The organism is Streptomyces sp. MMG1121, from assembly GCF_001280015.1.
GTDB lineage: Bacteria > Actinomycetota > Actinomycetes > Streptomycetales > Streptomycetaceae > Streptomyces.
This window is the reverse complement of record NZ_LGDV01000262.1, coordinates 126,063-138,135: the sequence shown is the minus strand read 5'-3', so window position 1 is coordinate 138,135 and position 12,073 is coordinate 126,063. Positions and strand designations below refer to the sequence as shown.

Annotated in this window: 9 protein-coding genes and 1 pseudogene; 6 read left to right on the top strand and 4 right to left on the bottom strand. The window is 72.9% G+C overall.

The window, feature by feature from the left end; all coding sequences use genetic code 11:
• Window positions 1-87: 87 nt before the first annotated feature.
• Window positions 88-2,550, bottom strand: a complete 2,463-nt coding sequence (locus tag ADK64_RS41580) for a SpoIIE family protein phosphatase (RefSeq protein WP_053667448.1) — start codon at window positions 2,548-2,550, stop codon at window positions 88-90.
• Window positions 2,551-2,793: 243 nt separating this feature from the next.
• Between ADK64_RS41580 and ADK64_RS41575 the strand changes: the two genes are divergently transcribed.
• Window positions 2,794-4,722, top strand: a complete 1,929-nt coding sequence (locus ADK64_RS41575) for a glycoside hydrolase family 5 protein (protein WP_053667447.1) — start codon at window positions 2,794-2,796, stop codon at window positions 4,720-4,722.
• Here ADK64_RS41575 and ADK64_RS41570 read toward each other — a convergent pair.
• A complete protein-coding gene (locus tag ADK64_RS41570; RefSeq protein WP_420713122.1) occupies window positions 4,699-5,310 on the bottom strand; it encodes a TetR/AcrR family transcriptional regulator in 612 nt (203 codons plus the stop codon). The genes ADK64_RS41575 and ADK64_RS41570 overlap by 24 nt on opposite strands.
• Before the next feature lie 95 nt (window positions 5,311-5,405).
• Here ADK64_RS41570 and ADK64_RS41565 point away from each other — a divergent pair, with 95 nt between their 5' ends.
• The gene (locus ADK64_RS41565; protein WP_053667445.1) at window positions 5,406-6,197 is read left to right on the top strand and encodes an SDR family NAD(P)-dependent oxidoreductase; all 792 of its coding nucleotides are present in this window, start codon (window positions 5,406-5,408) and stop codon (window positions 6,195-6,197) included.
• A 16-nt stretch (window positions 6,198-6,213) separates the two neighbouring features.
• Here the strand turns inward: ADK64_RS41565 and ADK64_RS41560 are convergent, their stop codons facing one another.
• Window positions 6,214-6,780 carry a dihydrofolate reductase family protein gene (locus tag ADK64_RS41560; RefSeq protein WP_053667444.1) on the bottom strand — a complete coding sequence of 189 codons (567 nt, stop codon included), beginning with the start codon at window positions 6,778-6,780 and terminating at the stop codon, window positions 6,214-6,216.
• Between the two features lie 546 nt (window positions 6,781-7,326).
• Here ADK64_RS41560 and ADK64_RS41555 point away from each other — a divergent pair.
• A complete protein-coding gene (locus ADK64_RS41555; RefSeq protein ID WP_053667443.1) occupies window positions 7,327-8,085 on the top strand; it encodes a GNAT family N-acetyltransferase in 759 nt (252 codons plus the stop codon).
• A gap of 41 nt (window positions 8,086-8,126) precedes the next feature.
• Here ADK64_RS41555 and ADK64_RS41550 read toward each other — a convergent pair.
• Window positions 8,127-8,386 (bottom strand): annotated as a pseudogene (locus ADK64_RS41550) (prolyl aminopeptidase); the annotation flags it as partial.
• A gap of 223 nt (window positions 8,387-8,609) precedes the next feature.
• Here ADK64_RS41550 and ADK64_RS41545 point away from each other — a divergent pair.
• From ADK64_RS41545 to efeB, 3 genes are all read left to right on the top strand, one after another.
• Window positions 8,610-9,392: a polysaccharide deacetylase family protein gene (locus tag ADK64_RS41545; protein ID WP_053667441.1), complete on the top strand. Its 783-nt coding sequence runs from the start codon at window positions 8,610-8,612 to the stop codon at window positions 9,390-9,392.
• A 149-nt stretch (window positions 9,393-9,541) separates the two neighbouring features.
• On the top strand, window positions 9,542-10,750 hold the full coding sequence (locus ADK64_RS41540) for an EfeM/EfeO family lipoprotein (RefSeq protein WP_053667440.1): 1,209 nt from the start codon (window positions 9,542-9,544) through the stop codon (window positions 10,748-10,750).
• A complete protein-coding gene (gene efeB, locus ADK64_RS41535; protein WP_053667487.1) occupies window positions 10,747-11,979 on the top strand; it encodes an iron uptake transporter deferrochelatase/peroxidase subunit in 1,233 nt (410 codons plus the stop codon). The genes ADK64_RS41540 and efeB overlap by 4 nt, the downstream gene beginning before the upstream one ends.
• Window positions 11,980-12,073 lie beyond the last annotated feature (94 nt).

Here is a 12,073-nt window from a genome sequence, read left to right as displayed (position 1 = left end):
GTCCTGTTCTGTCCTCGGTACGGGTGGTGCGGGTGGTTGCCCGGCGTCAGTCTGTCCGCTGGAGTGCACTCGAAGGCAAATCCGGGCTCAGGGGATGTCCTGCTCGGCCCAGATGATTTTCCCCTGGTCGGTGTACCGGGCGCCCCAGCGCAGGGCCAGTTGGGCGACCAGGAAGAGGCCGCGGCCGCCTTCGTCGGTGCTGCGGGCGTGGCGCAGCCGGGGGGCGGTGCTGCTGGAGTCGGAGACCTCGCAGGTGAGGTGGGCGTCGCGGAGGAGGCGCAGCCGGATGGGCGGTGCGGCGTAGCGGATGGCGTTGGTGACGAGTTCGCTCACGACGAGTTCGGTCGTCAGGGCCAGCTCGTCGAGGCCCCACTCGCGCACCTGGCGGGTGGCCCGGGCGCGCAGGTCGCCGACGGCGGCCGGGTCGGTGGGTACGTCCCAGGAGACGGCCTGGCCGGCGCCGAGGGCGTGGGTGCGGGTGAGCAGGAGCGCGATGTCGTCGGGCTGCGGCACGGGGACGAGCTGCTGCACGGCGGACGTGCAGAGCGTGTCCAGGTCCTGCTCGCCGCGGGCGAGGACCTCCACGAGCCGGGCCATGCCCCGCTCCATGTCGTGGTCGGGGCCCTCGACGAGGCCGTCGGTGTAGAGGCCGAGCAGGCTGTTCTCGGCCAGTTCGATCTCGGTGGCCTCGAACGCCATTCCGCCCAGCCCGAGCGGAGGACCGGCGGGGATCTCCGGGAAGCCCGCGTGTCCGTCCGGTGCGACGACGACGGGCGGCGGGTGGCCGGCCCGGGCCATCGCGCACCGCCGGGTGACCGGGTCGTAGACGGCGTAGAGGCAGGTCGCGCCGATGAAGCCGGTCGTGGCACGGGCGGCCGTGCCGGCGGCCGTCTCCTCGTCGCTCAGCCGGAGCACGAGGTCGTCGAGATGGGCGAGCAGCTCGTCGGGGGGCATCTCCATCTCGGCGAGGGTCTGGACCGCCGTGCGCAGCCGGCCCATGCTGGCCGCCGCGGTGATGCCGTGGCCCACCACGTCGCCGACGACGAGGCCCACACGCGCGCCGGACAGGGGGATCACGTCGAACCAGTCGCCGCCGACGCCGCCGGACGGGTCCGCCGGAAGGTAGGAGGAGGCCACATCCAGCGCGGTGCCGCCGCTCAGCGTGGGAGGCAGCAGGCTGCGCTGGAGCGTGACGGCCGCCGTGTGTTCCCTCGTGTAGCGGCGGGCGTTGTCGACGCACACCGCCGCCCGCGCCACCAGTTCGCGGGCGACCAGGACCTCGTCGGTGCCGAAGGACACCGGGTTGAGCGAGCGGGCGAAGGTGGTGAGGCCGAGGACGGTGTTCCGGGCCCGCATCGGCGCGGCGATGAGCGAGTGCACGCCGTACTCCCGCATCCGCTGGGCCCGCAGGGGCTCCCGGGTGACCCACAGCTCGTCGGACGGGTCGAGGACCGGGATGAGCAGCGGCTCGCCGCCGATCAGCAGGTTCGCGTCGTGGGGCGGCGGGACGAAATCGACCGTGTCGCCGACCCGGGCGACGGCCTCGGGGCAGCCTTCGCGCACCGAGCGCAGCGCGGCGCGGCACATGACCGGCCGGGCGGGCGCGGGGCCGGCGTCGGGCAGCCAGGCTCCGTGGCCCTCGGTGCTGAGCACGGGTTCCAGCAGGTCGACGACGACGAAGTCCGCGAAGCGGGGGACGGCGAAGTCGGCGAGTTCCTGGGCGGTGCGCACCACGTCGAGCGTCCGTCCGATGCTGGTGCCGGCCTCGTTGACCAGGGTCAGGAGCTGGCGGGCGTGCCAGCGCTCGGTGACGTCCTGGACCATGTAGCAGACGCCGTTGATGGTGCCGTCGATGTCGACGAGGGGGAAGAACGAGGTCGAGTAGGCGTGCCGGCGGTGCGGGTCGGCCCAGCTCCAGCCCTCGTACTCGTAGTCGGTCACCGGCAGTCCCGTCGCGAACACCTTGCGCATCAGCCCCTCCAGGGCCTCTGCCTGCAGGCCGGGCAGCAGGTCGCTCAGACGGCGTCCCAGCCGCTGCTCGCGGGGCACACCGCCGAAGTGTTCCAGGGTGTCGTTCAGCCATACGTAGCGCAGCTGCGGGTCCATGACGGCCATGCCGACCGGGGCGCGGGTGAGGAAACCGTCGAGGACGGCCCGGCCCATGGTCCACTCCGTGCGCCGTTCGCGCGCCGAGACCAGGAAGCACTCGTCCGCGCCGATGCGGAAGGACGCGGAGACGCGCACGTCGACGTCGAGGGCGCGGCCGTCCCGGTGGCGTGCGGTGATCCGCCCGCTCCAGCCGTTCCCGGCGCGGCACCGCTCCGCGATGCCGGCGAGCCGCGCGGGGTCCTCGGGCATGGCCACCAGGCCCACGGCCGAGCCGCCGACGACCTCGGCCGCCGGGTAGCCGAGCAGTGCCGTGGCACAGCGGGTCCAGCCGACGACGATGCCGTGTTCCGAGATCACCGCGGCCGCGTCGGTGGACGCGTCGAAGAGATCCCCCGGTCCCACGGACGGGGATCCGGCGCTGTCCTTTCGCGCTGATTCCATCAGTTCACCCTTATACCACTATGGCCTGTTTGTCCGCTGATGCGCAGGAATCCGACGGGCGAAGACGATCTTCCCTGCGCCTTCCGTGCGCCTTCTGCGCACCGCGGCCGATCCGCACCCGCGGGCTCCGGACGCCGGGCCCCTTCCCTGTGCGCGCCCTGTGGTGGACACTCGCCCATCGGACCGATCTTCACCCCGGTCGCACGGTTCCCCTCCACCCCTCTTCACACAAGGGCTCCCCAGATGCCGTTCCCACCTGCCGCCTTACGGCTGGCCGTCGCAGCCGCAGGCCTCCTGCTCGTCGCCGCCCCGACCACAGCGGCCTCCGCGGCCCCTCCCGCCGCAACTGCCCATGTGAGTACGCCGGCCGGAGCCACCGACCCGGCCTCCTGGTCCGCCCCCCTGTCCACGCAGGGCCGTTACATCGTCGACAGCCAGGGCAAGCGGTTCCGCCTCAAGGGCGCCAACTGGGACGGTGCGCAAGGGTCCTGGCTGGGCAGCGGCAGCGTCACCGACCCCGCCAACCACCACGCCGGCCAGGACTCGCACGGCATACCGCTCGGCCTGGACCGTGTTCCGCTGGGCCAACTACTCGCCGACTTCCACCAGTTGGGCATCAACACCATCCGGCTGCCGTTCTCGAACGAGATGATCCACAGCACGACCGCGGTACCCGACAGCGCGGTCGCCGCCAATCCCCAGCTGCGCGGCAGGACACCGCTGGAGGTCTACGACGCGGTCGTCGACGCGCTCAGCGGGAGCGGGTTCGCCGTGATCCTCAACAACCACACCAACACCTCCCGCTGGTGCTGCGGCGTCGACGGCAACGAGCGCTGGAACAGCTCGCAGTCGACGCGGACGTGGGCCGACGACTGGGTGTTCATGGCCCGCCGCTACGCCGGTGTCCCGCGCGTCGTGGGTGCCGATCTCTACAACGAGGTCCGGCGCGACGTACTGGACGATCCCAACTGGGGCATGGGCGACGACCACGACTGGTACGCCGCCGCCCAGCTCGCCGCCGACCGCATCCTCACCGAGGCCAACCCCCGGCTCCTCATCGTCATCGAGGGCATCAACTGGACCGGCATACCGGCGGACGGCCTCCCGCACGGCCGGCCGGTGCTCACGCCCGCCCGTACCCTGTCCCACACCCTGGTCGACGCCCACAAGCTGGTCTACTCCGCGCACTTCTACGGCTACACCGGCCCGCACCACAGCGGCGCGACCGGCATCGGCGAGACGCACGACCCCCGCTACCAGGACCTGAGCCGCGACGATCTGTACGCGGCCCTCCAGGACGAGGCGTTCTTCGTCGAGGAGTCGGGCCGGCACTACACGGCACCGGTCTGGGTCAGCGAGTTCGGCATCGGCGCGAACGAGACGAACCCGGCCGCCCGCACCTGGTTCACCAACATCACCGACTACTTCGCCGACCACGACACCGACTTCGCCTTCTGGCCCCTGGTCGGCTTCGCGGGCCACGACGACTGGGCCCTGCTGCGCTACGACGAGGCAGGTCATCGCTCCGGCATCCTGGACTCCGGCGACTGGCGCGCGGCGGCGTGGCAGCACCTGATGACCGCGCCGAGCGACACCGGTGCGGTGGCGGCCCTACCCACGTGGCGGATGCTCGCCGTCGACCACGGCGACGCGGTGGAGTCCGTCCGCGTGCGGGCCACGGGCGACTGGGACTCCGGGGCGTACAAGGCCGCCTGCCCCGACGGGCTGCGGCTCATCGGCCTAGGCCACACCAGCGGGCGCGGGCTGTGCACCGACACCACCGCCAGTGGTCCGGCCGACCTGCGCGCGCCCGCCGGCGGGCAGACGGTCGTGCCCGACGAGCGGTACGTCGCGCCCGGCGGCGACTGGGCGTCCGGGTACACCAAGCTGCAGTGCCCCGCCGGCGCCTTCCTCGTCGGCTACAGCGTGCGCGGCGAGCGTGTGTCGGCGGCCCTGTGCGTGCCCGCGCGCGGCCCGCTGGCGGGAGCCGGCCGCACGGTGTGGTTCGACCGGTCCGACAACCGGCCCGCCGACGCCGCCGGCGGCGACTTCGCGTCCGGCGACTACAAGGGCCAGTGCGCCGACGACGAGTACGCCGCCGGCATCGCCTTCACCACCAGGGTGGGCAGCCGTCCGGGCCCCGCTGCCCTACTGTGCCGCAGGCTCTCCTGAGGCAGTCGGGACCGACCGGCCGGCGGCCCCCTGCACCAGCAGCAGGAGGGCGTCGGCCAGGTCGTCCGCGGGGCTGCCGGTGGCCAGTCGGCGCAGTTGCAGGCCCATCACCAGGGCGACGGTGGTGGCGGCCAGACGTTCCGCGTCCGGGACGCCCAGCGCGGTGAGGATACGGGTGGCGAGCCGGTCGTAGGCCCGGAAGGCCTCCGCCGCCGCCTCGCGCAGCCGCTCGTCGCGCCCGGCGTGCAGATACAGCTCGAAGGGCGCGAGATGGGCGCTGTCCAGGGCCGAGCCGCAGGCGACCTGGCCGGCCAGGCAGGCAGCGTCCTCGACGTCGAGGCCCTCGGTCCGGCACTGGTCGGCCAGTTCGGTGAAGTGCCGTGCCTCCTCGCGCACGAAGTGCTGCAGGCTCTCCCGCAGCAGTTCGTGCTGGGTCTCGAAGTGGTAGGTGATCGAGCCCAGCGAGACGCCGGCCTCCTTGGCGATCCGCCGGTTGGTGACCGCCGCGACACCGTCCTCGCCGATGATGCGCAGCACGGCGGCGATGATGCGCTGGCGCGCCGGGGCGGAGTGGGCGGTGTGCGACATGGCCTGCATTCTTCCACCCCCTTCTTGCCCCGTCGGTGGACAGGGCGGTTCGGCGACTCTACTGTTCGTTCGAACGAACAGTATGGGAGGTAGTCGTGGACGTTGCCGGGGCCACTGTCCTGCTCACCGGCGTCACCGGGGGCATCGGAGGCGCGCTCGCCGCCGGGATGTCCGAGCGCGGCGCCCGTCTCGTGCTCACCGGCCGGCGCCGCGAGGCGCTGGAACCGCTCGCGCAGCGGTACGGCGCCCGCACGATCCTCGCCGATCTGGCCGACCCGGACGACGTGGCGCGGCTCGCCGAGGAGGCGGCCGGCACGGACATCCTCCTCGCCAACGCGGCCCTGCCCTCCAGCGGTGACGTCCTCGACTACACCCCGGAACAGATCGACCGGGCCCTCGCGGTGAACCTGCGGGCCCCCGCGATGCTGGCCCGGCTGCTCGCCCCCGGCATGGTGGCCGCCGGACGCGGCCACATCTGCTTCGTCGGCTCACTGTCCGGCATGGCGGCCACCAAGTCGTCGTCCCTGTACACGGCGACGAAGTTCGGGCTGCGCGGCTTCTCGCTGGCCTTCCGGCAGGATCTGCACGGCACGGGCGTCGGCGTCTCGATCGTCCAGCCGGGCTTCGTGCGCGAGCTGGGGATGTTCGCCAACACGGGCTCCGGCACACCCGGCCGGGTCCGCACGGTGTCGCCGGAGCAGGTGGTCAAGGGCGTGCTGCGGGCGATCGCCCGGGATGTCGCCGAGGTCAACGTGGCCCCTCCCGAGCTGCGGTTCCTCACCAAGGTCGCCTCCCAGTTCCCGGGGTTCGCGGAGCGGGTGCAACGGCGGGCGGGGGCGGAGCCGACGGTGAACGCGATCGTGGCCGCGCAGCGATCGAGCCGCTGAGCCGGCGTCCGCAGGCTCAGCGCCGGCTCGCGGGCGCGTCGGGCAGCGCGGAGCGGGTCCCCTCGCAGGAGTAGACGATCTCCACCGCGCCGCCGGGCAGGGCGCGCTGGCGCTCGAAGGCGAGCCCGATCGTGGGGCTGAGCGCGGGCGTCAGCCGCATCCCGTCGCCGAACAGCAGCGGCACGACGACCAGCTCCAGCGTGTCGAGCGCGCCGAGGGCGTGAAAGGTCTGGATCGTGCGCGGGCCGCCGACGAGGTGGACGTCGCCACCCCGGTTGGCCGCGCGGAGCTTGTCCAGCAGCCGCTTCGGATCACCGTCGAGGACGACGTGGTCCGGGGTGCCGGCCGGTCGGTGGGAGCCGAGCACGAACACCCGGAGGGCCGGCCAGGGCCAGCGGTCGTTGTCCAGCGCCGGCTCGAAGGTCGTGCGGCCCATCAGCGCCTGTTCGCAGTCCTGCAGGAACTCCCGGATGCCATGGCTGCCGCCGGTCGCGTAGGCGGGGTCGGCCGTGTGCGCGGGCCATCCGGTCGGGGTGGTCACATAGCCGTCGGCGCTGATGCTCATACGCGCACGGATCTTCATGTCGACTCCTTGGGCGGTGGATCCGAGGCCGGTGGGCAGCCTCCATCCAAGCGTCGAACGACACGGGCGCCTTTCGACACGCCGACGGGAGAACCTCGCGGGCGCGGGCTGCATCCCCGCGGCACCGGTACACGGGCGGCGGCGGCTGCTCGCTGTCGAGGTACCGGCGCGGCGCCGTCGTCAGCAGGAACGACAGAACGCTCGCCCCCTGCCACGGAGGGCAGTTGGCGTCCGCTGCGGAGCGTCCCCGTAATCGCCTTGCGCTCCTGTTCACCGCCGTGGCAGGCTCCACGAGCCCCACCACGCATGCCCCTCCTGATCACGTAAGGACTGAGGTCCATGGTTGCGGCGCCCCGCAGCGGTCGCCGTCGGCACTGAGACGTCCGCCCGGCGGCGGCGTTCTCGGCGCCCCTCGCGTCACCTCACGGCGACCCGACGCCGCGGTGTTCCGCACACCGCCCGCCTCTCTCGCGGAGGCCTGACCCGTATGCCCGGCCGCCCCGGCGTTCCCTCGCCCGTGGCCGCCTTCACCGTGAGGTCCTCATCGTGCGCACCGATGTCCAGAGCTTTGCCGTCGCCCACCTGCTGCGCCGCCCGGCGGCACGCGAAGTCGGCGGTTTCGTCGCGGGGTTCGACCCGTCGACGACCAGCCCCTACGTCAATTACGCGACTCCCTTCCCCGGTACCGAACCGACGGACCGGGACATCGCCGACCTGATCGCCGCGTTCCGTGAGCGCGGGCTCACGCCGCGGCTGGAGTTCGCCCCCGACACCGCGCCCGCCGTGGAACCCGTGCTGCGCCGGGCCGGTTTCCGCACGGAGGCGGTGCACGAGTACCTGGTCTGTACGCCCGCCACACTGACCGCCCCCGGCTCCGGTGCCGGCCCGGTCGAGGTCGAGAGCCCGGTCACGGACGCCGACTACACCGCGATCGACGCGGCCCTGTCCGAGGCGTTCGGCGGCGAGTTCCCGCCTTCGCCCGAGGGTGCGGCGCGGTTGCGGCGCACCGAGGAGGGCGGCGGTGCCGTCCGGTTCGTCCGCGCCGCCGACGGCGGCTGTGCCGGCGCGGCGATCTGCTCGGCGCCCGCCGAGGACACCGCGGAACTGGCGGGCGTCGGCACACTCCCGGCGTACCGGGGCCGTGGCATCGCCGCCGCGGTCACCTCCACCCTGGCCGCGACCCTGTTCGGCCGCGGCGCGCGGTCCGTGTGGCTGGAGTACTCGGGCGAGGGCTCCCGCCGCGTGTACGAGCGGGTCGGCTTCCGGCCGGGCGGCACACGTCTGTACGTCTCGCTGGAGGCGTGACCCGCCTGCCGCCAGGCAGGTCACCGGCTTCCGGCGGTGCGGCGCAGCAACTCCGGACCGGTGATGAGCTGGACCGCCGTGTTGACGCTCATGTCGGTGTCGTGGCAGCTCGCGTGCGGGATGGAACGGCCGCTGCCGCGCTGGTCGAGCAGGACGGTCCGGCGGACGGACGGGGCGAACAGCCGCCGGGTGTGGGGGCCGCAGCGGATCCGGGTCCGCCGTGCAGCACGACGGCGGGCTTGGTGTCGGGGTCGCCGCATGTCTCCCCGTGGACGCGGTTGCCGTCGCCCACGTCCAGCATGCTGCCGCTCTCGTACGGTTCGATCTCCGGGCAGAGGAACGTCCAGGCACCTTGGCCCAGGCGGGAGTTCGGCGCCCCGGGCGATAATCTCGGTCCGCTCTGTCGCGGAAACGCCTCGGGATTGTCCGTGATCGGTAACAGAAGGATCCCGTGATCAACCCGGCCCGTCCTGACAGGTGCACAGGAACTCACCGACACGGCATGGAACAGAACAGGGGCGGACATGGCGCGGCATAACGGGCGGGGTTGGTACGGCCGGATGATCGCGGCGGCGGTCGGGGTCACGGCGGTCGCCGCCGCCACCTCGGTGTGGACCGCACAGGCCGGCCAGTCCGGCAGCGCTCCGGCCGCGCCGGGCGTCTCGGCGCAGCCCGCCGCGCCGAAGAAGGAGGTGCCCCGGTCCGTGTCCGCGTCCATCGCCCATGCCTCGGACGGGGGCGAGCACGCGGTCAACATCACCATCGACGACGGCCCGGACCCGGTCTGGACCCCCCAGGTGCTCCAAGTGCTGCGCGACAACGGGGTGAAGGCGACGTTCTGCATGATCGGCCCGCAGGCGCAGGCACACCCGGAGCTGGTCCGCAACGTGGTGGCGGCCGGGCACCGGCTGTGCGACCACACGGTGTCGCACGACACCACGATGGACAAGAAGTCCGAGGGCTACCAGTCGCAGCAGATCCTGGACGCCGAGCAGCAGATCACCAAGGCGTCCGGTGGCGTACGGCCGATGTACTACCGGGCCCCGGGCGGTGCCTTCACGCCGTACAGCCGTGATCTCGCGGCCTCGCACGGCATGCGGCCGCTGGGCTGGAACGTGGACTCCAAGGACTTCGAGCGGCCGGGAACCGACGCCATCGTGGCCACCGTCAAGCGCGAGTTGGCCAACGGCCCGACGATCCTGTTCCACGACGCGGGCGGCGACCGCGCGCAGACCGTGGCCGCGCTGCGCACCCTGCTGCCGTGGCTGAAGCAGCAGGGCTACTCCTTCGGTTTCCCCGTCCGCTGAGCGGTCCGCCGTAGCCCGGTGCGGCCTTCGGGGACGTCCCGGTGAACCCCGGGCGAAATCTTGGTCATCGATTCCTGGGTACGGCTGTTCGGTTCCGGAGGGCTGCCTACCATGAGGCCACCTCGTACGTCGTCCCGGAAAGGCTCGCCATGCCGTTGCCTCGCCTCGGCACGCGGTCCGTTCGTCTGCGGACGGCCCCCGCCGTGTTCGTCGTCCTCACGGTTGCCCTCGCGGGCACGCTGCTGGCGTTCTCGCTGGGCGGCGCACGGCACGGCCGGCCCGGCGGCGGCCCGGCGGGGCACGTCGTGATCGACGTGTCGGAGAGCCACTGCGGCGGCGGCTGGACCCGGCCGGAGCCCGGGGTGCGGACCTTCGATCTGCACAACTCCTCCGACGGCGCCGCCGAGGTCTATCTGGAAGACCCGGCCAGCCAGGCGGTGTACGGCGAGGTGGAGGGCATCGCGCCCGGTACGACACGGCAGTTGACCGTGCGACTGGGCAAGGGGGCGTACGCCTTCAAGTGCGTGCCCGACGACGCCGACGCCGTCACCGGGCCCACCGTGCAGATCACCTCGGGCCGGCGCGGACCGGGCGCGGCCCCGGTCAACGAGCACGATCTGATCCCGCCCGCCCTCGCCTACCAGAAGTGGATCGGCGGCGGACTCGCCGAGGTCGTCCGGCTGACCACGCGGCTCCAGCGGGACATCGACCGCGGTGACCTCGCCGCCGCCCGCTCGGACTGGCTGCCCGCGCATCTGGAGTACGAGCGGCTGGGCGCCGCCTACGACGCCTTCGGGGACGCGGACGCGGCGGTCAACGGCACCGACGCCGGCCTGCCCGGCGGGGTGCACGACAAGGATTTCGCCGGGTTCCACCGCATCGAGTACGGGCTGTGGCACGGCGAGTCCGCCGACGGGCTGCGCGCCCCGGCGGCGGCGCTGGTCAAGGCGGTGACCGGGCTGCGCGACACCTGGTCGCAGACCCGGATGGACCCGGCCCAGCTGGGCCTGCGCGCGCACGAGATCCTGGAGAACACCGTGCAGTTCGAGCTGACCGGCCGCACCGACTACGGCAGCGGCAGCAATCTCGCCACCGCCCGCGCCAACCTCGACGGCACCCGCGAGGTGCTGTCCCGGCTGCACCCGCTGCTCGCCACCCGGTACGCCGGTCTGCCGGGCCTGGACACGGACATGGACCGCGCCCAGCACGCCCTCGACGGCTTCCGGCACGGCGACCACTGGACCCCGCTCGACGGACTGAGCCGGGCCCAGCGCGAGCAGACCGACTCCGTACTCGGCGACCTGGTGGAACGGCTGGCCTCGGTGGCCACCCTGTGCGACCCGCGGAGGACCGTGTGAGCGTCGACCGACGACCCGACGGCCTCGGCCGGCGCGGCTTCCTGCGGGGGGCCGCCCTGGCCGGTGCCGGGCTCGCCACGAGCGCGGCCGCCCCGGACACCCCGGACGCCCCGGCCGGTGACACACCGACGATCGCCCCCTTCCACGGCGTGCACCAGGCCTCGGCGATCGCCGCCCCGCGCCGCACCAGCGTCTTCGCGTCGCTCGACGTGACCGCCGGGTCCCGCGCCGAACTCGCCGACGTGCTGCGCACGTTGACCGACCGGGCCCGCTTCCTCACCTCCGGCGGAACGCCGTCCCCGGTGGGCATCACCGGCCCGCCGGCCGACTCGGGCGTGCTCGGGGACCAGCTGCCCGCCGGTCAACTGGCCGTCACCGTGGGCGTCGGGGCCTCGCTCTTCGACGAGCGGTACGGGCTGGCCGCGCTCAGGCCCCGGCGGCTCACCGCGATGCCCGCCTTCCCCGACGACGATCTGCGGTCCGACTGGTGCCACGGCGACCTCAGCCTCCAACTGCACGCCGACGAGCCGGACACCACGCTGCACGCACTGCGTGACATCGCCCGGCACACCCGGGGCGCCCTCCAGGTGCGCTGGCGGCTGGACGGCTTCTCCAGCCCGCCCCGTCCGTCGGGCACCCCGCGCAATCTGCTCGGCTTCAAGGACGGCACCGCCAACCCGGACGCCGGCAGCGCCCGGGAGATGGACCGGCTGATCTGGGTGGGCAAGGGCGCGGGCGAGCCGGACTGGGCGGTCGGCGGCAGCTACCAGGTGGTCCGGCTGATCCGCATGCTGGTGGAGTTCTGGGACCGGGTCTCGCTCAGCGAGCAGGAGCGGATGTTCGGCCGCGCCCGGGTCTCCGGCGCCCCGCTGGACGGCGACCACGAACTCGACACGCCGAAGTACGCCGACGACCCCAAGGGTGACGTCATCCCGTTGGACGCGCACATACGCCTCGCCAATCCACGTACCTCCGCCACCGCCGACCAGCGGCTGCTGCGCCGCGCCTACAACTACGACCGGGGCATGGACGCCAACGGCAACCTCGACATGGGCCTGCTGTTCTGCTGCTACCAGCAGGATCTGAAGCGGCAGTTCGAGACGGTGCAGCACCGGCTGGCGGGTGAGCCGCTCACCGACTACATCAGCCCGTTCGGCGGCGGCTACTTCTTCGCGCTGCCCGGTGTACGGGACGCCTCCGACTGGTACGGGCGCGCCCTGCTCGGCTGAACCTGTCCGGACAACTCGTCGGCCGATCAGGTCAACACACCGTCAAGTTTTACCCCAAGGTTCCTGACTCGGTGTTCACCTGCGCGCCATCATG

Excerpts from the sequence above, each read along its gene's own strand:
- ADK64_RS41560 (WP_053667444.1), bottom strand. The coding sequence starts at position 6,780 with ATGAAGATCCGTGCGCGTATGAGCATCAGCGCCGACGGCTATGTGACC.
- ADK64_RS41580 (WP_053667448.1), bottom strand. The coding sequence starts at position 2,550 with ATGGAATCAGCGCGAAAGGACAGCGCCGGATCCCCGTCCGTGGGACCG.
- ADK64_RS41575 (WP_053667447.1), top strand. The coding sequence starts at position 2,794 with ATGCCGTTCCCACCTGCCGCCTTACGGCTGGCCGTCGCAGCCGCAGGC.
- ADK64_RS41570 (WP_420713122.1), bottom strand. The coding sequence starts at position 5,310 with ATGTCGCACACCGCCCACTCCGCCCCGGCGCGCCAGCGCATCATCGCC.
- ADK64_RS41540 (WP_053667440.1), top strand. The coding sequence starts at position 9,542 with ATGCCGTTGCCTCGCCTCGGCACGCGGTCCGTTCGTCTGCGGACGGCC.
- ADK64_RS41545 (WP_053667441.1), top strand. The coding sequence starts at position 8,610 with ATGGCGCGGCATAACGGGCGGGGTTGGTACGGCCGGATGATCGCGGCG.